The sequence below is a fragment of the Aquitalea pelogenes genome, from assembly GCF_041914625.1.
Classification (GTDB): domain Bacteria; phylum Pseudomonadota; class Gammaproteobacteria; order Burkholderiales; family Chromobacteriaceae; genus Aquitalea; species Aquitalea pelogenes.
The window spans coordinates 41,780-64,382 of the sequence record NZ_JAYSDA010000017.1 but is presented as its reverse complement, the minus strand read 5'-3'; the positions used below and the strand labels follow the sequence as shown (position 1 = coordinate 64,382).

The window sequence follows — 22,603 nt, the reverse complement described above, 5'->3', positions numbered from 1 at the left end:
GTCATCCTGCTGTCTGGCCGCGTGGTGCGGGCAGGTCATCCAGTGCGCTGCCGCGCAGCAGATGGCGGTTGAAACCCAGCGCAATCAGTTGTTGCCAGGCATCCAGTACCTCGTCCGGAATGGGCAGCGCCTGCTGAAAACCCAGCCGCGGATAGCGCAGCAGGCGGTGTACATCGCCCACCATTTCTTCGATCAGGCCAAATACCCCCACCATATTGGACACGCCCCAGGGAAAGGCGAAGTCCGGCGCATCGACAGAGAAGTCGATATCCGGCCAGTGTATCGGCTGGGTCTGGGTGACGCGGCGGATGGAGTTGGGCTTGGTGACAAAGGTAACGCGCCGTGCATCCGGGCAGAGGGCGCGGGCAAAGGACAGGTTCTCGGCAAAGCTGCGTGCCTGCGGCTCCAGCACTATTTGCTGTGGCTTGATGCCGAGGGATAGCACGCGCTCGGCAAACACGTCGGCCTCCGGCCTGTTCCACAAATCGCGGGTCCAGTTGCCGGTATTGCCGCTGATCAGCATGTACGGGGCAATGCCCTGTTGCAGCAGGGTCGCAGCATGCTCTGCCACTCTCAGGTCGTAAGAACCGCACACCACCAGCACATCGCAGGCTTGATGTCCCCGGCCTGCTGACAGGAAATCCCACAGCTGCCCAGCCAGTTGCAGGGTGAGGGTGGGGCGGTCCGGTGTGTGGTTCATCGACACCGCCGCTTACTTCTGCGGAATGTTCTGGCCGCTCACCGGTACGGCGGTGACGGCATTGTCAGGGCTGCCGTCCACCAGCTTGTCGGAGTAGGTCAGATACACCAGGGTATTGCGTTTGGCATCGACAATGCGCACCACCCGCACATGCTTGAAGATGAAGGACGCGCTTTCCTTGAACACTTCTTCCTGTTTCGGCAGCGGTTTGGCAAAGCTGATGTTGCCAATCTGGCGGCAGGCGACTGAAAAGCGCGACGGGTCCTTGGCCAGGCCCACCGCACCGCTGTAGCCGCCGGTCTGGGCACGCGATACATAACAGGCCACACCGGCTACCGAGGGGTCGTCGAAGGCCTCAACCACGACCTTGTCGTTCGGGCTGAGCAGGCGGAAGGTGGTGGATACCTTGCCGACTTCCTCGGCCTGGGCCTGGGGTAGCAGGCTGCACAGGCTGGCAGCCAGCAGCAGGGGGCGCAGCAGCGTCATGGTTGTTTCCTGATGGATGAAGACAGGCTGACAGTCTAAGCCGTGGGCAGCGGTTTGCCCATGCTGGTGAATTCCTGCAGCTCGCTGGCAATGAAGTGGCTGATCATGGTGCGGTACACCTCGGCAGTCAGTCTGGGGTCTGCTCCCAGTTCGCCCGCCAGTTTTTCCACCCGGCGCATCACCTGATCCACCCGCTTGCCGCCTTCCACTTCCTCGTTGCTGTGCTTGAAGCGGGCGGCCTGTTTCACATACAGGCCGCGTTCGGCCAGCAGCGATACCAGCGCACGGTCGATACGGTCGATTTGTGTGCGCACTTCATCCAGATTCTGGCATTGATAGACAAATTCCATGGGTGCTTCTCCTGTTGGCGGCCACCCGCAGCCGGGTGGCCGTGTTGCCATGGTGGATGGCGGCAGATCAGTAGTAGTTCAGCCCCATGGCTGCCTTCACCTCACTCAGGGTGACAGCCGCCACCTGACGGGCGCGCGCCGTGCCTTCCTTCAGCATGGCCAGTACAGCGGCCGGGTCGCGGGCGTATTCCTCGCGGCGCTGGCGGATGGGGGCCAGAAGTTCCTGCAGGCATTCTTCCAGATGCTGCTTGATCACGCTGTCACCCAGCCCGCCCAGACGGTAGTGGTCCTTCAGGCGTTTTACCAGTTCGATATTGGGATGGAAGGCATCCAGATAGCTGAACACCACATTGCCTTCCACCTGGCCCGGGTCGGATACGCGCAGATGGTTGGGGTCGGTGTACATCATCTTCACTGCCTGGCGGATTTCATCGGCGCTGGCGGACAGGGTGAGGGTGTTGCCCAGCGATTTGGACATCTTGGCCTTGCCGTCGATGCCGGGCAGGCGGGCGCCTACTTCCGGCACCATGGCTTTGGCTTCCACCAGTACCGGCTTTTCCACACTGGCATTGAAGCGACGCACGATTTCATTGGTCTGTTCGATCATCGGAATCTGGTCTTCACCCACCGGCACGATGGTGGCCTTGAAGGCGGTGATGTCGGCGGCCTGGGCGGCAGGGTAGGTGAGGAAGCCGGCCGGGATGTCGCGCTCGTAGCCGCGTTGTTTTATTTCATCTTTGATGGTGGGGTTGCGCTCCAGCCGCGATACCGTCACCAGGTTGAGATAGTAGGACGCCAGCTCGGTCAGCTCCGGCACCAGGCTCTGGATGAAGATGGTGCTCTTGGCCGGGTCAATGCCCACCGCCAGATAATCCAGCGCCACTTGCAGCACGTTGTCACGCACCTTGAGGTAATTGCCCATATTGTCGGTCAGCGCCTGGGCGTCGGCCAGCAGCAGGAATTGCTGGCAGCGGTCTTGCAGCAGCACGCGGTTGCGCAAGGAGCCAACGTAATGGCCAAGGTGCAGCGAGCCGGTGGTGCGGTCGCCGGTGAGAATGATGTCCTGGGAAGTGATGTCGCTCGGTTTCATGTCGTGTTCCTGTTGCTGATCAAGTAACGGAAACCATCGACAAGGCGGAACGTAGACAAAACAAAACCCGGATCCGCCTTGTCGGCAGCCTCCGGGTTGTATGCGTGCGCAGTCGCCGGTGCCACCTCAGGAGAGGCGCCACCACCAGTTGAAGGATGCGAATACGATGCGGGAGTTCATGTTTTCTATCACACCACGGCGCAGCAGCAGGCGTCAAGCGCAATGCGTTGCGCCTTGCCACACTAGCGCAGCTTGCTATCCACGGTTTTCCGGGCGGCGTACAAAACAGCGTAGCGTCCTTGGGGCAAGGCGCGCCGACGCAGACAGTACGCGGGGTACGGCAAAGAGGCGCAACACAGCAACAGGGTTTTGTGAGCCGCTCTTGTCTTGAAGCCGCTTACAAAACCTCGTAGAGCACCCGAGTCAAGGCGCGCCGACGCAGACAGTACAGTGAGTACGGCAAGTCGGCGCAACGCAGAATCGGGGGTTTTGTTAGCGGGTCTTAGAAGCGACGGGTCAGCGTCGCCTTGTGCATGATAGTGGTGGCGATCTCCTCGATCGACTTGTGCGTGGTGCTGATGAAGGGCACACCGTGGAAGCGGAACATGGACTCGGCCTCGTTCACCTCGAAATGACAGTTGTCCAGGCTGGCGTAGCGCGAATCCGGGCGACGTTCCTGACGGATGTGGTGCAGGCGGGCCGGGTCGATGGTGAGGCCGAACATCTTGTTGCGATAGGGCAGCAACATCTTGGGCAGGGTGGGGCTGTCCAGGTCTTCCGGGGTGAGCGGGTAGTTGGCCGCCTTGATGCCGTATTGCAGCGCCAGGTACAGGCAGGTCGGGGTTTTGCCGGAGCGGGACACGCCCACCAGAATCACATCGGCCTCGGCCAGGTCTTTCAGCTTCACGCCGTCGTCGTGATTGAGCGAGAAGTTCACCGCCTCGATACGGTGGTCGTATTTCTCTTCGCTGCCCACGCCATGCGCCTTGCCCAGGGTGAGCGAGGCCTTCTGGCCCAGCTCGGCTTCCAGTTCGCCAATGAAGGTGTCGAAGAAATCCACCACCAGCGCATTGTCAATGTGCAGCACTTCGCGCACTTCCGGGTTGACGATGCTGGTGAATACCAGAGGCTTGAGGTCGTCCGCTTCAGCCACGGCGCGAATGTGGTGGGCCACGACCTGGGCCTTTTCCACCGTATCGATGAAGGGGATGGCTTCGCGCTTGAAATCCAGCGTATCAAACTGGGTCAGCAGGGTGTTGCCCAGCGATTCGGCGGTGATGCCGGTGCGGTCAGAAATGAAAAAGGCGGAGCGACGGTGTGGCATGGATGCACCTGTTTCGGAAGCAATGGGAAAAAAGTTGTGACAGATTATACCCCTCGACGCCCCTGCCAAGGCAGCGGGTCGGCGTTGATGCTGTTTTTGCCATGATCTGGCCCTGATCCGCCACCATCATGGTTTTTGTTGTAGTCGCCACACTACATCGCAGTCACAAATCTGCAAAGAAACGCCCCCGGATTGACCATTCATCAGCCTTGTTTGCATTGATATGGGGCAAACCCTTGTGTTGTGCGCCGCAAAATGGGCTACGCAAACGCGGTGGTATTCGGCTAGAATGCGGGTTTTCTATCCGTCCAATCCAATACAGGAAGTGAAGTGATGGCAGAGAACTACGTCATCTGGTTCGAGAAACTGCGCATGACTGACGTTGAACAGGTAGGCGGCAAGAATGCCTCCCTGGGCGAAATGATCAGTCAATTGGCAGGCTCGGGCGTCCGAGTCCCCGGTGGTTTTGCGACTACTGCGGATGCCTACCGTGATTTCCTCCAGCACAATGGCCTGGCTGACAAGATCAGCGCCGCGCTGTCCAAACTGGACATCGACGACGTGACCGAGTTGGCCCGCGTTGGCAAGGAAATCCGCCAGTGGATCATCGATACTCCTTTCCCGGCCAAGCTTGATGAAGATATCAAGACTGCCTGGGACAAGATGGTCGCCGATTCCGGTGGTGCAGATATTTCCGTAGCAGTCCGTTCTTCCGCAACCGCAGAAGACCTTCCCGATGCCTCGTTCGCAGGCCAGCAAGAAACCTTCCTGAACATTCGTGGCCTTGAAAACGTCAAGGATGCCATGAAGCATGTTTTTGCTTCCCTGTACAACGACCGCGCCATTTCCTACCGCGTACACAAAGGCTTTGCCCACGACGTTGTGGCCCTGTCCGCCGGTGTACAGCGCATGGTGCGTTCCGACACGGGCGCTGCTGGTGTGATGTTCACCATCGACACCGAATCCGGCTTTGAAGACGTGGTGTTCATCACCGCTTCCTATGGCTTGGGCGAAACCGTGGTGCAAGGTGCCGTCAACCCTGACGAATTCTACGTTCACAAGCCGACCCTGAAGGCAGGTCGTCCGGCTGTGCTGCGCAAGAACATGGGTTCCAAGCTGATCAAGATGGAATTCACCGATGCTTCCCAGGCTGGCCGCTCGGTCAAGACCGTGGATGTACCGGCAGAACTGCGCAAGCAATTCTCCATCACCGACGCTGAAGTAGCCGAGCTGGCTGAATACGCGCTGATCATCGAAAAACATTATGGCCGCCCGATGGACATCGAGTGGGGCCGTGATGGTGGCGATGGCAAGCTGTACATCCTGCAAGCCCGTCCGGAAACCGTGAAGTCGCAGGAAGACCGCAAGGACACCCTGCGCCGCTACCGTCTGAACAGCAAGTCCGCCGTGCTGTGTGAAGGCCGCGCCATTGGTCAGAAGATTGGCCAGGGCACCGTACGCACCATCAAGGATGCGTCCGAGATGGACCGCGTGAAGCCGGGCGACGTGCTGGTAACCGACATGACCGACCCGGACTGGGAACCGGTGATGAAGCGTGCCGCTGCCATTGTCACCAACCGCGGTGGCCGTACCTGTCACGCTGCCATTATCGCGCGTGAACTGGGTATTCCGGCTGTTGTGGGCTGTGGCGATGCCACCGACGTACTGTCCGAAGGCATGCAGGTGACTGTTTCCTGCGCCGAAGGCGATACCGGCAACATCTACGATGGCCTGCTGGACGTGGAAATCATCGACCTCGAGCTGGACAAGATGCCCGCTGCTCCGGTCAAGATCATGATGAACGTGGGTAACCCGGAACTGGCCTTCGACTTCGCGCAGCTGCCGAACGAAGGTGTGGGTCTGGCCCGCATGGAATTCGTGATCAACCGTCAGATCGGTATTCACCCCAAAGCCCTGCTGGAATTCGACACCCTGCCGGCCGACCTGAAAGCGACCATCAGCGATCGCATCTCTGGTTACGCCAGCCCGGTTGACTTCTACGTGGACAAGATTGCCGAGGGTGTTGCTACCCTGGCCGCAGCCTTCACCCCGAAAAAGGTCATCGTGCGCATGTCCGACTTCAAGTCGAACGAGTACGCCAACCTGATCGGCGGTCAGCTGTACGAACCGCACGAAGAAAACCCGATGATCGGTTTCCGCGGTGCTGCACGCTACGTGGCTGAATCCTTCCGTGACTGTTTCGACCTGGAATGCCGCGCCATCAAGAAGGTGCGCGACGAGATGGGTCTGGTCAACGTGGAAGTGATGATCCCGTTTGTCCGTACCCTGGCTGAAGCCGAGAAGGTTGTCGAAATCCTGGCTGCCAATGGTCTGAAGCGTGGCGAAAACGGCCTGCGTCTGATCATGATGTGCGAACTGCCGACCAACGCTGTGCTGGCCGACAAGTTCCTGCAGTTCTTCGACGGCTTCTCCATCGGCTCCAACGACATGACCCAGCTTACCCTGGGCGTGGACCGCGACTCCGGTGGCCCGATTGCCGCCACCTTCGACGAGCGTAACGAAGCCGTGAAAGCCATGCTGCACATGGCCATTCAGGCTTGCCGCAAGGCTGGCAAGTATGTCGGCATCTGCGGTCAGGGCCCGTCCGACCATCCGGACTTCGCCAAGTGGCTGGTGGAAGAGGGTATCGAAACCGTCTCCCTCAACCCGGACACCGTGGTGGAAACCTGGCTGTACCTGGCTCGCGAACTGAACGCCTAAACCTGCATCTGCCGGTTAAGCAAAAACCGCCCTTTCGAGGGCGGTTTTTTTTATGGCTGTGCTGGGAGGGCTGGGAGGGCTGCAAACAAGCAGCCGCTTGCAGGACCTGCATGAAAATGCCAGACATTTGTCCGGTCTATTCATGCCACGTGATCATTATTGAAGTTCACTCCACATCATGCATGCGCAACTTCCCCGCGTCCGTCAGCAAGCGTAGCTGTGCCGAACGCCATTCTGCCAATGTGCGTACCCGTTCCTGTCGTGCATCGGCCAGACCGGCCTGCGCATTGAGAATTTCCTGCGTGTCAGCCAGCCCCATTGCATATTTCCGCTGTATGGCCTGCATGGTTTCCTCTGCAATGCGCAGCAGTCTTCCCGAGGCCTCCAGGGTGAGCAAGGAGGCCGTGGCTTCGCTGTAAGTTTGACTGATGTCATGCAGTACCTGATTCCGGGTTTCCTGCCATTGCGCTTCTTTCTGGGCGATCTGTGCCAGTGCTCCTTGTTGCTTGTAGTGTCGGCCAAAGCCTTCAAACAGCGGGATGCTCAATGTCAGGCCAGTGACCGTTTCGCGGGACTGCCTGGCGCTCAGTTCCTGATTGGGCCGTCCATTCAGGTAGCGGCTATGGCTGAAGTCCAGTACCGGCAGGCCATCTGCCCGCGTGGCCTTGTACTGCTCTTTCGCGGCTTGCCACTGCGCATAGGCCGCCACAATGGCCGGATGTTGTTCACTGGCAAGTGCCTGCCAGGCACTCAGGTCTTTCTGGATCACGTTATAACGACGGACATCGGCAGCCTGTATGCGTGGTAATTGCACCATTCCTTGTGGAAAGCCCAGTTTCAAGGCGAGTGCCAGGCTTGTCTTGTCGGCATTGGCTGTGGCGCGAGCCAGTTCCAGCTCTGCCTTGGCCAGGGCAGTTGCCGCTTGCAAGCTATCGGTATGAGCAGCCAGGCCTTGCGCTTCGCGACGCTTGGTCATGGTCAGAATCCCTTGCGCAATATTCTTGCCTTCTAAGCGGGCATCACGTTCGGCTTGGGCGGATTGGGCGGAAAAGTACAAGGCAATCACATCCCGCATGATTTTTTGAATGATGGCATCCCTGCTGGCAAGGGCCGCGCTCAGCATATGGTCAGCCGCCTGCAGCCTGGCTTCCCTGCCACCAAAATCCAGCAGTCGCCAGGTCAGGCTGGCATAACGGCTATCGGTGCTAATGCTGGTATCCATCTGGCGACTGGTGGCAGGGTAGCGGGATTGCTGCTGCTGACGGCTGATGCCTGCGCTGATGTTTGGCAAGTAGGCGGCACGTGCTTCTCCGCGTTGTGCACTGTATTGGCGGATGGAAGCCCATGCATCCTGCGATTGCGGATTAAAACACAGCGCCATGTCCAGCGCTGTGGCCAGGCTGATGATTGTTGCGGTGTTGTCCGGCAGCCTCTGGCAAGGCTGACCATGATCAGCAGCAGTCTCCACCAGTGGCGGGCTGGCCAGCAGTGGGTCTGACAGCCAGCCCGGCCTGCTGATTTCAGCCAAGGTAGACGCCATCGGTAATACAAGGCAACACAGTGTAAGTAGCGGATAAGCCCGAGTGTTAGCGTTCACGCAAGGACTCCTGCTGGTGGCGAAGCAGGGGAGAGAGCAGATATTCAATCACGCGGCGGTTGCCGGTTTTGATATCCACGTTAACTGCCATACCGGGGGTGAGCGCCTGTTTTCGGTCGTCAACAGTCAGGCTGTCCCGGTCCAGCGTGATCTTGCTGGCATAGAGCAGACCGCGCTTTTCATCCTGGATGGCATCGTGGGAAACATGACTGACCTGGGCTGGAATGGTGCCGTACTTGGTGTATTCAAAGGCGTCAATCTTGACGGCAGCAGTCTGGCCGACACGCACGAAGCCGATGTCCTTGTTTTCGATAAACGCTTCGACTTCCATGGTGGATTGTCGGGGAACAATCTGCATCAATGGCTGCGCCGCCGGGACGACGCCTCCCACCGTGTGTACGGTGAGTTGCTGCACCGTACCATCGACAGGTGCGGTCAATTTCAGTAACTGGCTACGCGTACCCGCCCTGCGGGCATCCTGTCCGGAGGCAATCACGATCTTGTTGCCTTCGGTGATGGCGTCGAAGGCCTCTTTGCGGGTTTGGGCAATCAAGGCGGTACGCTGATTGCGCGCATCCGCCAGCTGCCCTGCCAGATCAATCCGCGCCTGCTCCTTTTCCAGCCAGGCATGGCGGGAGACGGTATTGTCCTGTGCCAGCAACTTGTAGTCCTGTTCGCGCTGTGTCGCCAGCGGCAATGCGGCGGCAAAACGGGCGATATCACTATCCAGCCGTTGGAGTTTGGCGCGGAAATCCTGATATTGACTGTCCAGTTGTTGCTTGGCCGCGCGCCATTGCTGCTGGGGAATATCACTGGTATCCGGCAGGCGTGGCGGACGGTGCTGGTCCACCGCTTCGATCAGGGCTTGCGAACGGGCCACTTGCAAGCGCGCCTGCAGCAAGGCATCCGCGGCTTTGTCATACTCGGCGTCACTGCTGCTGGCATCCAGCTCAACCAGTACCTCGCCTGCACGTACGGTTTGCCCTTCCTTCACATGCAAGGCTTTGACACTGGCCACATCGACCGAGGCAATGGTTTTGATGCGTGCCGATGGAATGATCTTGCCCGTGGCGGTGACGATGATATCGATGTGGCCAAAGCAAGCCCACAGTATGGCTGCCAGCAGCAAGCTCATCAGCACACGGGCACTGAGCCGCAAGGTGGGCGAGTCGGGTGCTTCCCGTAATGCCAGTCCGGCAGGCAGAAATTCGGCTTCCTGTTTATTGAAAAAATCGGTTTTCAGCGTATCGCGGATACGCCAGAAGTGACGGAAAACCGAAACATAACGGCGCAGCAGATCGAACCCGGCCTGTAGCCGGTGACGCAAGCTCATACCTGCTCCAGGGGGTCAGGATTGCCATGTACTACCGGGTTGACGGCTGCCTGCCCCTGCAAGGTATGCAAATGGCGATAAATGCCATTCGGCTGTTGCATCAGTTGGGCGTGATTGCCGGATTCGGCAATCTGCCCCTTTTCCATCACGATAATCCGGTTGGCATCCCGTACTGCCGACAAGCGATGCGCAATAATCAATACCGTGCGACCGGCGGCAATCCGCCGCATATTGTCCTGGATGACTTTTTCCGATTCGTAATCCAGTGCGCTGGTGGCTTCGTCAAAAATCAGAATGCGTGGATCAAGTAATAACGCCCGTGCAATGGCAATCCGCTGCCGCTGGCCACCAGACAAGCCGGCACCCTGTTCGCCAACCAACGTGTCGTAGGCTTCCGGCAATTCACAGATAAAGTCATGCGCGCCAGCCAGCTTGGCCACCTGAATGATTTTCTCAATTGGTGCCGCAGGATCGGTCAGCGCAATATTGTCGCGAATTGAACGGGAAAATAAGGTGTTTTCTTGCAAAACCACGCCAATTTGCTGACGCAAGGAGGCGGTGTCCACAATGGCAATATCCTGACCATCCACCGTCACCCGGCCCCGGTCCGGCACATACAGCCGCTGTACCAGTTTGCTCAAGGTGCTTTTACCTGACCCGGAGCGACCGACAATGCCAATCACCTCGCCCGGCTTGATTTCCAGAGATACGCCACGCAGTACATCGCTGGCATCCGGGCGGTAGCGAAAGGACACCTGATCAAAACCAATGGCACCGGTAATGCGCGGAATGCGGGTTTTATGGCCCTCCACTTCGGTATGCGTATTCAGGATATCGCCCAGCCGCTGCATGGAAATACCCACCTGCTGGAAATCATTCCATAACTGCGCTAGCCGCAGAATGGGCGCTGATACCTGGCCGGCCAGCATATTAAAAGCCACCAGCTCGCCCACGGTCATTTTGCTGTCCAATACTTGCAAGGCTCCCAGCCACATGATGCCCGCGGTCACCAGCTTGCTGACCAGACTGACACCGCCACTGGCCACCAGACCGACATTGGTGGTGGATAGCCCGGCTGCCACATAAGCTGCCAGCTGTTTGTCCCACTTTTGCCGCCAGCGCGGCTCTACCGCCATCGATTTGATGGTGTCTATCCCGGTGAGGGTTTCCACCAGAAAAGATTGGTTCTCGGCACTTTTATTGAACTTGTCATTCAGCTTGGCGCGCAGGATAGGGGTAAAAATAAACGACAGCAGCAGATAGACCGGGATGGATGCCAATACAATCATGGTCAATGGCACGCTGTACCACAGCATCACCAGTAAAAATACAACAGAAAATACCGTATCCAGTACCAGAGTCATGGCGTTACCGGTGAGGAAAGAGCGGATATTTTCCAGTTCGCGTATGCGTGCCACCGAGTCCCCGGCACGCCGAGCCTGAAAATACGCCACCGGCAATGACAGCAAATGGTCAAATAGCCGGGCACCCAGTTCCACATCAATCTTGCTGCTGGTGTTGGCAAATACCGCAGTGCGAATTCCGCTGAGCAAGGCATCAAACAAGGTGGCCACAATCAGGCCGATGGCTATCACGTTCAGCGTGGTCATGGCATGGTTCACCAGTACCTTGTCCATTACCACCTGAAAGAACAAGGGGGTGATCAGGCCAATCAGTTGCAGCGCCAGTGAAATCAGCAATACCTCGCCCAATGACTTGCGATACTTCACCACGGCAGGGATAAACCAGGTGAAATCAAATTTCGCCATGGCCCCGGCAAAGCTGGCACGGCTGGTAAACAGAATCAATTCGCCACTCCAGCGCGACAGCAAGTCTGGCAAACCGACTACCTGCGGAGGCTCGCCGGGCTGCTGAATCAGCACTCGCCAAGACTCATGGGTGGTATCCACTTTTCCCATGATAAAAAAGCCGCCATCCCGCCATATTCCAATGGCGGGTAAGGGCGCACGTTCCAGCCGCGCCATGTCTTGTTGAATACATTTGGCGGTCAGCCCCAACTTGCGCGCTGCCAGCAACAGGATTTGTACCGAAAATGCTGAATTGCCAAACTGGTGGTGTAACTGCGCGGCATCGGCAGCAATACCATGTAATTGCGCCATCAGAATCAAACAGTGCAAGCCGCTGTCAAGCTGCTTGCTATGGGTGGCATCAGCCGGAGAGGAAGAGGGTGTAGACATGGAAGCAAAGCCAAAACGAACAGGATGAAGGCGGTGCTGCATCACCAGCCGGGAACAATAGCAGTACAGGAGGCAAGCGAGGCTTACCTCCCGACTGCTTAACAGGATGATTTGACGGGACTAATGATTAACCGCCAGCAACACCTGGCCATTGCTTTGCTGACCATTAACCCAACTGGTTTGGGTAGCAGACGGTGGTGCAAACGCACTCATGGCCTGTACAAATTGGGCGACGTCGCTGTTGTACATCGTGCGGCCATCCGCGGTTTGAATGCGTTCTATCTGATTGTCCGTGCCGCTGCTACCCGGGGTGTACCAGTCCTTCACGGTGAGCTTGTCCGTACTGCCCAGCACCTGGATTTGCAGGTCCATACCTTGTTTGGAGAACCACAAATCAGTCTGATTGATGCCATTCAGCTGCAAGGTATCGGTATTACCCAGCGTGGCATCCTGATCAATGATCAAGTCTTGGCCATCGCCACGGTTAAATACATAGCGGTCGTTACCGGCCTGGCCAATCAGCGTGTCATTGCCTTTGCCTCCCATCAGCACATTATCGCCACGGTTGCCGATAATCTGGTTATCCAGCGCATTGCCGGTGGCGTTGATGTTTTCTTCCCATAGCTTGATGGGTTCGATGGTGTAAATGGCGTAAGCGTTGGTGACATTGGCATCCCGGCGGAAATCAGCCAGCGGAATATAACGGGTCATGTCGCTCACCAGCCCACGGCCCGAGTCGGCAATATAAAAGCCATTAATTTCACCGCTCTTGGCATCGCAGGCCACGCCAGTGACCGTCACTACATGATTGGTGCTTCCATCATCCAAATAAGCAGCATCGTTCCACAGCTTGCCACTGTTAACCGCAATGATCACCCCGCGCCCACCCTTGATCAGGTTGGCAATGGCTTGCTCGTTATAGCCGGCAATCAGACCATTTCGAATACCATAGCTATCCAACAAGGCTTGCTGATCATGGAAATTACTACCACCGCGCTGGTAGTCAGTCTTGACGGGGTCGGTAACGCACCATTTATTGTCTATCGCCCGCTGCACCACCTGTCCTTCGGTCAGGGCGATATTGGCCTGAGTCGCCAGGTTGGCAATGCTGGTCAGTGCGCAAGTGCCTTTGAAACCGGGGATGGCATTGCCTTGCATATAATCCAGCTCGTTGGCCTTGGGATAGCCATACACCAGAATATCCACCCCGTCGGCCAGGCCCTTTTCCGGCTTGGCAAAGTCCAGCAGGGTGAGGTTCTCGACATGCTCACCCAGGGCGTAGCTGATACTGGCATAGACCGTATCCACTCCCTCGCCAGCCAGTTCAATCACCTTATCACCGGCATTGTCGACATAATAAATATCATTGCCCAGTCCACCTATCATGGTATCGGCCCCAGTGACACCATCCAGGATATTATCCTGGCTGTTCCCAATAATCAGGTTATTCAGACTATTGCCAGTGCCATTGATGGTGTAGCCTTCCAATAGGCGCAATTCTTCTATATTGGCATTCAGAATATAATTGACACTGCTGACGACGGTATCGTAGCCTTCGTCCAGCTGTTCCAGCACCACATCATTCACGCTATTGACGATATAGGTATCGTTGCCTTTTCCGCCTTCCATGGTGTCGGCACCGGCTCCACCGTCAATATAGTCATTGCCGATGCCACCAATAATGGTGTCATTCCCGGCACCGCCATACAGAAAATTATTATCGCGTGTACCAGCAGGCAAGGGTGCTTCATTATTGGCCATGCCACCGACAATCAAATCATCACCATCCCCGCCATAAATCACATCATCGCCAGCGCCACCAAACAGCCGGTCATTACCGGCCTCGCCATACAGCCAGTCATCCCCCTCATTCCCTTGCAATTCATCGTTGCCGGTACCACCCCATAACTGGTCATTCCCCAGCCCACCTATCATCAAATCATTGCCCGCACCGCCATACATCACATCATTATCTGTTTCGCCAGCTGCCAAGCTCTGCTTGGTATCATTGCCTGGCGTGAACCCCAGCATGATGTCATCGCCATCACCACCCCACATGCGGTCATTACCCACCCCGCCAAACATCTTGTCGGCACCGCTGCCACCATCCATCACATCATCGCCATAACCACCATTCAGCTCATCGTCACCGCTGCCACCATCCAGATAATCCTGGCCCCAACCACCCAGCAACAGGTCGTTCCCTGCGCCACCAAACAACACATCATCGTCGCTTTCACCAAGAGCCAGGGTTTGTTTGCTGTCGTTACTTGGGGTGAAGCCAAAAAGCAGGTCATCACCATCGCCACCATTCAGTACATCATTCCCGACACCGCCAAACAGCTTGTCATTGCCAGTCCCGCCATCCAGCACATCATGGCCACTCCCCCCATTCAACTCATCATGGCCATCTCCGCCAATCAGCGTGTCGTTACCCTCTTGTCCCAGCAGCAAATCATTACCACTGCCACCATCCAGCAAATCATTGCCCGCACCACCATCCAGCTGGTCATTGCCTTCTTCACCATATAAACGATCATCTCCGGCATAACCCCACAAAATATCATTACCGGTACCACCCCATAAATTATCGTTACGGTCAGAACCACCCATCAAGTCGTCGCCGCCACCGGCATAAAAATTCTGAATCAATCCCAAATTGAAATATTGGCCATTGTATTGGGCATAATAATTGACATCAAAACTGTCATTTCCGTCTGTGCCAACTATATTACGTTGGTCGCTGGAAATCTTTATCTGAGAAGGTGCCCAATCAATCCACAGACTAGAAGCTATCCAGAAGCGATTATCTGTATTACGCAAGGTGGCATAGTTACTACCCCATGCCGTAGGTAGTACCGGTGGCATTTTAATGTTTAGTGGTGCTAATGCTGTGCTTTGAGCCACGGTTTGCCCAACAGCCTGACCTGCCGTATAAAAGCCAACATCGCTGGCACGGATGGTTTGCAAGCCAAGCCCACTCAGCGCACTGGCCAGGGTGATGTTTTCACCGGCCTGCGCAACGCCATCCTCATTGCCATCCTGCCAGGCGGTCAGACCATCCAGCTCCGCCCCACTCAGCTTGCCGTCTTTATTACTATCGCGAGCCAGCAATTGCGCTGCCGACACGGCCTTGCCATTGCCATCCAGCACGCGGAAGGTTTGTTTGGCAATGGACGCAGCGTTATCGGTAGCAATGGCCTTGCTTTCGTAGAAAGCGCCGATTGGGTCGTAGCCAAAATGGTAGGTAGGCGTAGTAAAGGTAGGGCTGCTGTATACCAATTGATAGGTTGAAAAATTACTGTAATCACGCCAGATGGAATCCAGCACGCTGCCTTGGCCATACAGATAGCGCATTTGCCGGTCGGCATTCAGCAGGTCGGCAAAGGAGTTGCCCGTGGAAATATATTGATCAGGGCCGCCATATAAATTTTTAAAAGTATAAATTAACTGATCAGTCTTTCCGTCCTGATTGTTATCTATTTTAATCAATGTTGACGTGTCTGAAATGGATTGGGCTTTTGCAATTTTGTTTACCGTATCGAAATTTTGAAGTAGGCGATCAAAGGAACCATCACCAAGAGGGTTGCTTGAGCAATCTCTGCAAGAACTTGGGTTGCGTACTCCATTCTGTAATAAGAATCTATCTGTAATGGCAGCTGCCTGCTGTTCAATATTCATATTTTCAAATTTATCATTTATTGAATATTTGTAAACATTGCTGTCATAGCTGAAGCCATTGGTAAGCCAGTTTCCAATTCCACTTAATATAGTGACGTTATTTTTAACTTGCCATTGCCACACATGAGCAACTTCATGAACTAACCATGAAGTATATGTTATGTCACCAGTTGTTGTGTAGTCTTGTTTGTAAAAATCAACTGGAAATGAAATGGTGTTGAATGTGGTGACGGCAGCATCTCCGGGTAATATTCTAGTATTAATCACTATTTTAGAGTAGTCGATAGAGTTGCCATATACTTTTTTGAGTATGGTTATTTCGTTATCGGTCAGTTTGCGCTGGCTCATCTATGTCTCCAGGGGAAATTAATTGTTTGATGTGCTTTTATTGAAATATTCAAATTTGCCGGTTATGTTGTCATGTGTTTTGTTTCCAGTTTTATCTATTCCATATACTTCCCCTCTAATCCTGTAAGTTCCTGTTGTTAGTTTTATGGGGTTTACTTGAGTTCTGAACCTGTTTGGGATGTGTCCGTATTGTATTGGAAGGTCGGATGATTGTAATTTACTTGCATCTGCAGAATCATTCTCTATGATTGACCATTGAATGTTGTTTTCAATTTGGTTTTTATTTATTTTTTCGATCGAAATGAATTTTATTTTAGGTGAATATTTGATGTTCGGAATGTCTATAATAATATTCCCATTGCCATCATTTTGTGCTATGGCTGTAACCCAGTTTCCACACTGAATAATTGAGCATGGATGGCAACCGCTTAGCCCGGTTAGATATATTAGGGTTAATATTTGTAGGCATGTGTATTTGAGTGAAGATTGAATTTTTAACTTCATAATTAAATTGCCCTGCGATAATATTAAGCTGCTATTGAGTTTGGATAATAAATTTGCTGAAATTGCCACGCGACTTTTCGAATAAGAATTGCATTCATTTAACTTGCTGCAAATTAATATGCTTGTGATGGATTTAAAAAACACTGCTTCAGGATTTTAACTTTATGGATTTTGATATTCATGAGTAATAAAGTTTTATTTTTCTATATTTTCTAATGAATTGTTTGAGATTTTAAATTTCCCATTTAATCTATAAGAATTTATCTTGCTATTTTCAGGGAAGACTACGGCGCCAGTTATTGTGTATGTTCCATTTGTAATTTTTACAGGGCTTATGTCTAGTTTCATATATTCTGGTAGATGTCCATATTTTATTGGAAAGTCATTTTTTTTTCGAATATGTTTCTTGATGCGCGAGATCCGATTGACCAGTAACTGTTTGATCCAATGCCGTTTTCGTTTAATTTACGAATAGACATTAGTTGAATTTTTATGTATTTATTTTTAAATTCTTCAGGGATTTCTATAATAATTTGATTGTTTTTTCTATATGCGCAGTAGCTGTGATCCAGGTGTTGCATTGAATTAATGAACAGGGGTGGCATCCCGATAGTGCTACTGAAATTATCAGAATCGCCAAATTTATATACTTGCGATAATAAAAATAGTTTGTCATTGCCTTCATGATTAATGGTGTGATTTACTGGTAAGGTAAGGTTGTGATTGTACTTATGTAAATAGTCTGTTGGAACAGTATGGTTGTATGTTTTTGGTGGCAAAGGATTGAGTGAGTTTCGATGGGTTTGAAATTATTACGCCGTACCATGATGGTGAAATAGCTGAGTTCGCTCTCCAGAGTGGGAACGGGTGGAATGTTCTGATAAGTTTCTTTGCGCCATAAATCAAAGCCCTTGTAGCCGATTTCGGTAAATTGGTATTGCTTTGGAATGGCCAGCTTGATATCTCCCATACGTCCGGCAATAGGGCAGGTCAATTTGGTATAGGAATGCCTTGCATGCCTGGGGACACCAGCGCCACAGGCTTCCGGTTTTTCTCCTGAACAAGCAGGCAGGGCCAAACCGAGCAGTGCTAACAGGGTAAAGCGATAAAGCCAGTGGCGGTGTAGTAGGTAAGTCATGCCAAGGGCTGCTATGTCTGTCATCAAGGGGGTTATCCATTTGGATTGGGGAAAGGATGCTATTCACTTTGTCATGCGAAGGTATATTGAGTCGTGATGATGGGTATACGCGTATAAAGAACAGGCAGGATGAACTGAATTAAGAAGATAAGCAGTAGATGTGCTGACTATCGCTGAAATTTATTTGGAATTTTCTTGTTATTTATTGTGTTGCTATTTAACGTAAAGAGGAATGATTGTTTTAAATTGACTTGGCTGAATAATTTACTGATGTTGTAGTGGTATGGCCGAATGTTGTAACAAACAATTTTGAATTAAATGAGTGAGACTCGTGGGTGCGATGGTGGCTGTATAAGGGTGAAGCGTGGTGATTGCATGCTGTTAGTTGCGCATGCGCTCTGCCTGTGTTCAAGCAGGGACGTTTGGACGTTGTGTGTTTAGACCCGATAACAAAACCCCGCTCCAGCGTTACGCCGCCTTGCCGTACGCCATGTACTGTCTGCGTCGGCGCGCCTTGGCCCGGGTTCTCTACGAGGTTTTGTTAGCGGCCCTTAGTAGGATTGCGCTTAGTGTGTACGCAATTTCACTTTTCCCCTTGGCTATGGCGTAGCCGCGATTTCTGGGGCTGAATGCAGCCGTGCTTGCTGCAAAAGTAGCGTTTGGTGGTTGCCGACGAGTGTGTGTCGCTGAGTGGTTTCGGTGTGTATGGCAGAAGGCTTGCTGGGTGCCAAAGGGCGGGTATGGGCGGGGTGCCGGGTGGAAGGGATTGAGGCAAGAACAGGCACAACAGGACCTTTCGGCTCTGCTGTGCCGGATGAGCACAAGACTGCCTTGGCGCCGCTAACAAAAAGCCTGCTGCTGCGTTGCGCCTCCTTGCCATACCTTTGTACTGTTTGCGTCGGCGCGCCTTGCCCCAGGGAGGCTACGCTATTTTGTTAGCCGCTCTTAGCGCGGCAAGCCCAGCGCGTAGCGGATGACTTCGCGTTTGAGCGGGCCGGCTTTGTCGGCAAGTTTCAGCCCCAGCTTGCGGGCTGCCTTGAGCGGCGGAATGTTGTTGCTAAAGCCGAAGCAGAAAGCGTCCATGCCGGTCTGCATGGCCAGATTGGCTGGTTTGCGGCGTCGTTCGTAGGCTTTGAGCACGCTGATATCGGCAAAGTCGCGTCCTTCGCTGACGGCGCGGCTGATGATGTCGGCCAGTTCGGCCACATCCTGAAAGCCGAGGTTGACCCCTTGCCCGGCCAGCGGGTGAATGGTGTGGGCGGCGTCACCGGCCAGCACCACGCCATCCTTGGCATACGTTGCCGCATGGCGACGGGTGAGGGCGAAGGAGCCGCGTGCCAGCAGCTGGCGGATGCCGCCCAGCTTTTGCGGGAAGGTGGCGCTGAAGGCGGAAACCAGTTCTTCGTCGCTCAGTGCCAGCAGGCGCTTCACTTCGGTGGGCGTGTTGTACCACACCAGAGAGGCATGCGGGCCGGTGAGCGGCAGGAAGGCTTGCGGGCCGGTGGCGGTAAAGCGTTGCCAGGTGATGTCCTGCTGGCCGTATTCCATTTCGCAGCTGGCTACCAGCGCATGCATGGGGTAGTCCCAGCTGGTGATGCCGATGCCTGCTGCATCGCGCACCTGGGAGCGTGCACCGTCGGCGGCAACCAGAAGGCGGGCGACCAGTACGGTGCCGTCTTCCAGCGTGACGCGCGATGCCTTGGGCGAGTAGACAATGCTGGCAATGCGCGCCGGGCAGATATAGCGGATGTCGTCTCTTTCTTGCAGGCAGGCGGTGGTGGCCAGTTGTACGATGCGGTTTTCCACGATGTGCCCCAGTGCGTCCACACCGGCTTCGGCGGCATCAAACAGGGTGCCGTTCTGTTCCTGGTCTTCCCATACCTGCATGCGGCGGTAAGGGGCGGCGCGCATGGCGAGAATGCGTGGCCAGGCACCCAGGCGTTCCAGCAACTGTGCCGATGCGGGGCTGATGGCTGATACACGCAGGTCCGGTGCCTGAGCCGGGTCAAACGCCGTGGGCGCGGTCTGTTCCAGTACGGCCAGCTTCAGGCCCTTGCCACTGAGTGCAGAGGCCAGGGCGCTGCCCACCATGCCTCCGCCGACGATCAAGATATCCAGATGTTCCATTACGGCCCTCATGCGGCGCATTGCGCCTGATTCTCGTTGCAGTATTGCGCGCGATTGTGCCAAAGGCGGCTGCCATTGGCTTTGGTCTGGATCAAGCGCCGGGCAAGTGCGCGGCTTCAGTCGCCGGAGTACAGCGGGCGCTCTTCCAGCACGGCGCGCAGGCGCGGGGTGACATGCTGGATAAAGGCTTCGTATTTCTTCGGCAGTGGCTGGCGATACGGGAATACCAGGTACACCGGCCAGCTGCCGCCTTGCCAGCCCGGCAATACCCGTACCAGATGGCCGCTTTCCAGATAATGGCTGGCCACATAGTGCGGCAGCAGGGCCACGCCGTGGCCGGCAATCAGGCCGGAAATCAGCGAGGCGTACTGGTCGCACACCAGCATGGGACGGGTGGTGATGGATTTGAGTTCGCCGTCTTTTTCCAGCCGCCATTCCCGGCCATAGACATGATGGCTGTTAAGCAGGATGCGGTGACGGCACAGGTCGTCCGGGCTGACCAGCGGCGGGGCTTTTGCCAGATACTCGGGCGAGGCGTAGGGCGCTTCCCAGACAAAGCCCAGCGGCTTTGCTACCAGACGGTCGTCGTGCACATTGCGCGAGCGGATGCAGAAGTCGACGCCGTCGTTGATCGGGTCTTGCAGGCGGTTTTCCGCGCGCAGCTCCAGTTCCAGATCCGGATGGCAGGCTGCCAGCTCGGACAGCATGGGAGCCAGCAGGTACTGGGCAAACGAGGCGGTAGCGCTGATGCGCAGCGGGCCTTCGATCAGGCCCTGTGCTTCTTCGATATCCGGCCCCACTTTTTCCAGCATCTCGCGCAACTGGCGGGCGTGCTCGGCCAGACGGCGGCCGGTTTCGGTCAGTGCCACGCGGCGGGTGTTGCGCAGCACCAGCACGGTACCAAGCTGCTGTTCCAGCTCTTTCACCAGCTGGCTGATGCGGCTTTTGGCGCAGCCGATGTCATCGGCGGCGGCGGTGAAACTGCCTTTGCGCGCCAGTGCATCAAAAGCCAGCAGGGCATCGGGCGATGGAGTGGGATTTGTTTTCATGGCAGAACAGTGCGTGGTAAGAGCGATGTATTTGACGGCGTTTTTCACGATATTAGCATAGGGCTGCCCAGTTTCCTGAACAGTGCCAGGAATTTTCTTAACAGGCCGTCGGTCAGGCAGGCTTGCCCTGTATTGTTTCAAATTTTGAACATTGAAGTCGTTTTATTGGGATTAATCTGCAAAATTGTCCTGTGTATGATTGATTGGCGTCATTTTCAGAACGATGCTCAATCAAGAAAGGCAAGGCAAGGCAATGAAAGTACTGGTTATTGGTGGACGTGGTGTTATCGGTAGTGCCGTGGTGGCATTGTTGTCAACAGAACATGAGGTGCTGGTGGGCGGGCGTCATGATGCTGAGGTGCGGGTGGACATGACCGACCCGGCCAGCATCGAGGCCATGTATCAGGCGCATCCAGACCTGAACGCAGTGGTGGTGACCGCCGGCCATGTGCCGTTCAAGCCCTTGCAACAGCTGAGCGAGGACGATTGGCAGTCGGGCCTGCATGACAAGCTGATGGGGCAGGTGCGTCTGGTGCAGATCGGTGCGCGCCACCTGCACGCGGGGGCGGTATTCGTGCTCACTTCCGGCCTGTTGGAGCGCGAGCATATTCTGGGTGGTAGTTGCGCCAGTGTGGTCAATGCCGGTCTGGCTGCCTTTGTGCGCTCGGCGGCACAGGAGTTGTGGGGACAGGCGCGGGTGAATCTGGTCAGCCCCGGTGTCGTGGCGGGGGATGAGCGCGGTGCCGTGGCCTTTGCCGGTTTCATGCCGGTGAGCCGTGAGCAGATTGCCCACAGTTATCTGCGCGCCCTGACCCAGCCCCTGACTGGCAAGGTGCTGGAAGTCTTTCCCGAAGTCACGCGCTAAGGCCGGATGTGGGAAAATGAGCGCCGCCGGTGATCAGCACCGGCGGTTTTCCTTTTGCAATGGATTGCTCATGTTGCCCACTTTTGCGCTCAGCGCCGCCATGCTGCTCTGGGCCAGTGCCTTTATCGCGCTGAAAATCGTCTTTGTCGTGTTCGACCCGCTGGCGGTGCTGTTTGCCCGCATGGTGCTGGCCAGTTGCTGCATTCTGCCCTTGTTGTGGCAGCGGGCAGAGCGCTGGCGTTACCAGCGTGGCGACTGGCGCTGGATGCTGGCCATGGGCCTGGCCGAGCCCTGTCTGTATTTTCTGTTTGAAGCCCAGGCGCTGGTGAATACCAGTGCGGCACAGGCATCGGTCATTACTGCCACGCTGCCCTTGCTTACCGGGGTGGGCGCCATGTTGTTCCTGCATGAAAAAATGAGCCCGCGTGGCTGGCTGGGGCTGGTCATTTCCTTTGCCGGGGTGCTGTGGCTGACGCTGGACAACCAGGTATCCGCCCAGGCCCCCAACCCGGTATTGGGCAATGCGCTGGAGTTTTGCGCCATGTTGTGTGCCACTGGCTATGTGCTGATTGCCAAGCGCCTGTCGCGTCGTTATTCGGCATTGGCCATTACCGGCATGCAGACGGTGCTGGGCAGCGTCTGGTTTGGTCTGGCCCTGCTTAGCCCCTGGGGCCATTGGCCCAGTCATTTTCCGCTCTGGCCCAGCCTGATGGTGGTGTACCTGGGGGTGTTCGTCACCCTGGGGGCATATGGCCTGTATACCTGGGCCGTCAGCAAGATGCCGGTGTCGCGGGCATCGCCCTTTATCAATCTGATTCCGCTGTTTACCGTCCTGCTGGCGTGGTGGCTGCTGGATGAAACCCTGGTTCCGGCGCAATGGCTGGCCTGCCTGTTGGTGCTGGGTGGGGTATTGCTGGGCGAGGGAAGGTCTTCGGCCAGGCAGTCTGAATGTTAAGTTTGGTAAAAACCGGTCGATATGACAGATAACAAGTGCTGTACCATCGCCAGCCATCACCTGCGCAAGGGAAAGGCGGCGTTGCCAGCAGCCTGACACTATAAATAACTCTAGGTTTGTCGGCGAAGCGTGCCGAT

Annotated in this window: 16 protein-coding genes; 3 read left to right on the top strand and 13 right to left on the bottom strand. The window is 55.3% G+C overall.

The window, feature by feature from the left end; all coding sequences use genetic code 11:
- Position 1: 1 nt before the first annotated feature.
- From ACE3SE_RS13970 to ppsR, 5 genes are all read right to left on the bottom strand, one after another.
- The gene (locus ACE3SE_RS13970; RefSeq protein ID WP_374556123.1) at positions 2-700 is read right to left on the bottom strand and encodes a YdcF family protein; all 699 of its coding nucleotides are present in this window, start codon (positions 698-700) and stop codon (positions 2-4) included.
- Positions 701-712: 12 nt separating this feature from the next.
- The gene (locus tag ACE3SE_RS13965; RefSeq protein ID WP_374556121.1) at positions 713-1,186 is read right to left on the bottom strand and encodes a CreA family protein; all 474 of its coding nucleotides are present in this window, start codon (positions 1,184-1,186) and stop codon (positions 713-715) included.
- Between the two features lie 35 nt (positions 1,187-1,221).
- Positions 1,222-1,536 carry a chorismate mutase gene (locus tag ACE3SE_RS13960; RefSeq protein WP_374556119.1) on the bottom strand — a complete coding sequence of 105 codons (315 nt, stop codon included), beginning with the start codon at positions 1,534-1,536 and terminating at the stop codon, positions 1,222-1,224.
- 67 nt (positions 1,537-1,603) lie between these two features.
- On the bottom strand, positions 1,604-2,626 hold the full coding sequence (gene trpS / locus ACE3SE_RS13955; protein WP_374556117.1) for a tryptophan--tRNA ligase: 1,023 nt from the start codon (positions 2,624-2,626) through the stop codon (positions 1,604-1,606).
- A 502-nt stretch (positions 2,627-3,128) separates the two neighbouring features.
- Positions 3,129-3,950 (bottom strand): posphoenolpyruvate synthetase regulatory kinase/phosphorylase PpsR, encoded by an 822-nt coding sequence (gene ppsR / locus ACE3SE_RS13950; protein ID WP_131358132.1) that lies wholly within the window; start codon positions 3,948-3,950, stop codon positions 3,129-3,131.
- Positions 3,951-4,283: 333 nt separating this feature from the next.
- Here ppsR and ppsA point away from each other — a divergent pair, with 333 nt between their 5' ends.
- Positions 4,284-6,671 (top strand): phosphoenolpyruvate synthase, encoded by a 2,388-nt coding sequence (gene ppsA, locus ACE3SE_RS13945; RefSeq protein ID WP_045847252.1) that lies wholly within the window; start codon positions 4,284-4,286, stop codon positions 6,669-6,671.
- Between the two features lie 166 nt (positions 6,672-6,837).
- Here ppsA and ACE3SE_RS13940 read toward each other — a convergent pair whose 3' ends face one another.
- The 8 genes from ACE3SE_RS13940 to ACE3SE_RS13905 form a co-directional block, all read right to left on the bottom strand.
- Positions 6,838-8,199 carry a TolC family protein gene (locus tag ACE3SE_RS13940; protein ID WP_374556115.1) on the bottom strand — a complete coding sequence of 454 codons (1,362 nt, stop codon included), beginning with the start codon at positions 8,197-8,199 and terminating at the stop codon, positions 6,838-6,840.
- Between the two features lie 58 nt (positions 8,200-8,257).
- Positions 8,258-9,601 (bottom strand): HlyD family type I secretion periplasmic adaptor subunit, encoded by a 1,344-nt coding sequence (locus tag ACE3SE_RS13935; protein WP_374556113.1) that lies wholly within the window; start codon positions 9,599-9,601, stop codon positions 8,258-8,260.
- Positions 9,598-11,799: a type I secretion system permease/ATPase gene (locus ACE3SE_RS13930; RefSeq protein WP_374556111.1), complete on the bottom strand. Its 2,202-nt coding sequence runs from the start codon at positions 11,797-11,799 to the stop codon at positions 9,598-9,600. Before ACE3SE_RS13930 ends, ACE3SE_RS13935 begins: the two co-directional genes overlap by 4 nt.
- A gap of 120 nt (positions 11,800-11,919) precedes the next feature.
- Complete coding sequence (locus ACE3SE_RS13925) at positions 11,920-15,828, bottom strand: calcium-binding protein (RefSeq protein WP_374556109.1); 3,909 nt, start codon at positions 15,826-15,828, stop codon at positions 11,920-11,922.
- Positions 15,829-15,846: 18 nt separating this feature from the next.
- Entirely contained in the window at positions 15,847-16,332 is a 486-nt protein-coding gene (locus ACE3SE_RS13920; RefSeq protein WP_374556107.1) for a hypothetical protein, read from the bottom strand.
- A gap of 700 nt (positions 16,333-17,032) precedes the next feature.
- Positions 17,033-17,470: a hypothetical protein gene (locus ACE3SE_RS13915; protein ID WP_374556105.1), complete on the bottom strand. Its 438-nt coding sequence runs from the start codon at positions 17,468-17,470 to the stop codon at positions 17,033-17,035.
- Positions 17,471-18,415: 945 nt separating this feature from the next.
- The gene (locus ACE3SE_RS13910) at positions 18,416-19,597 is read right to left on the bottom strand and encodes an FAD-dependent monooxygenase (RefSeq protein WP_374556103.1); all 1,182 of its coding nucleotides are present in this window, start codon (positions 19,595-19,597) and stop codon (positions 18,416-18,418) included.
- Between the two features lie 116 nt (positions 19,598-19,713).
- On the bottom strand, positions 19,714-20,646 hold the full coding sequence (locus tag ACE3SE_RS13905) for a LysR family transcriptional regulator (protein ID WP_045847254.1): 933 nt from the start codon (positions 20,644-20,646) through the stop codon (positions 19,714-19,716).
- A 253-nt stretch (positions 20,647-20,899) separates the two neighbouring features.
- Here ACE3SE_RS13905 and ACE3SE_RS13900 point away from each other — a divergent pair, with 253 nt between their 5' ends.
- Both ACE3SE_RS13900 and ACE3SE_RS13895 read left to right on the top strand, forming a co-directional pair.
- A complete protein-coding gene (locus tag ACE3SE_RS13900; RefSeq protein WP_374556101.1) occupies positions 20,900-21,511 on the top strand; it encodes a short chain dehydrogenase in 612 nt (203 codons plus the stop codon).
- A gap of 70 nt (positions 21,512-21,581) precedes the next feature.
- On the top strand, positions 21,582-22,466 hold the full coding sequence (locus ACE3SE_RS13895) for a DMT family transporter (protein ID WP_045847257.1): 885 nt from the start codon (positions 21,582-21,584) through the stop codon (positions 22,464-22,466).
- Positions 22,467-22,603 lie beyond the last annotated feature (137 nt).

Coding starts and splice junctions, on each gene's coding strand:
- ACE3SE_RS13965 (WP_374556121.1), bottom strand. CDS start 1,186: ATGACGCTGCTGCGCCCCCTGCTGCTGGCTGCCAGCCTGTGCAGCCTG.
- ACE3SE_RS13905 (WP_045847254.1), bottom strand. CDS start 20,646: ATGAAAACAAATCCCACTCCATCGCCCGATGCCCTGCTGGCTTTTGAT.
- ACE3SE_RS13935 (WP_374556113.1), bottom strand. CDS start 9,601: ATGAGCTTGCGTCACCGGCTACAGGCCGGGTTCGATCTGCTGCGCCGT.
- ACE3SE_RS13900 (WP_374556101.1), top strand. CDS start 20,900: ATGAAAGTACTGGTTATTGGTGGACGTGGTGTTATCGGTAGTGCCGTG.
- ACE3SE_RS13915 (WP_374556105.1), bottom strand. CDS start 17,470: ATGACTTACCTACTACACCGCCACTGGCTTTATCGCTTTACCCTGTTA.
- ACE3SE_RS13920 (WP_374556107.1), bottom strand. CDS start 16,332: ATGAAGTTAAAAATTCAATCTTCACTCAAATACACATGCCTACAAATA.
- ppsA (WP_045847252.1), top strand. CDS start 4,284: ATGGCAGAGAACTACGTCATCTGGTTCGAGAAACTGCGCATGACTGAC.
- ACE3SE_RS13895 (WP_045847257.1), top strand. CDS start 21,582: ATGTTGCCCACTTTTGCGCTCAGCGCCGCCATGCTGCTCTGGGCCAGT.
- ACE3SE_RS13925 (WP_374556109.1), bottom strand. CDS start 15,828: ATGAGCCAGCGCAAACTGACCGATAACGAAATAACCATACTCAAAAAA.
- ACE3SE_RS13930 (WP_374556111.1), bottom strand. CDS start 11,799: ATGTCTACACCCTCTTCCTCTCCGGCTGATGCCACCCATAGCAAGCAG.
- trpS (WP_374556117.1), bottom strand. CDS start 2,626: ATGAAACCGAGCGACATCACTTCCCAGGACATCATTCTCACCGGCGAC.
- ACE3SE_RS13960 (WP_374556119.1), bottom strand. CDS start 1,536: ATGGAATTTGTCTATCAATGCCAGAATCTGGATGAAGTGCGCACACAA.
- ACE3SE_RS13970 (WP_374556123.1), bottom strand. CDS start 700: ATGAACCACACACCGGACCGCCCCACCCTCACCCTGCAACTGGCTGGG.
- ACE3SE_RS13910 (WP_374556103.1), bottom strand. CDS start 19,597: ATGGAACATCTGGATATCTTGATCGTCGGCGGAGGCATGGTGGGCAGC.
- ppsR (WP_131358132.1), bottom strand. CDS start 3,950: ATGCCACACCGTCGCTCCGCCTTTTTCATTTCTGACCGCACCGGCATC.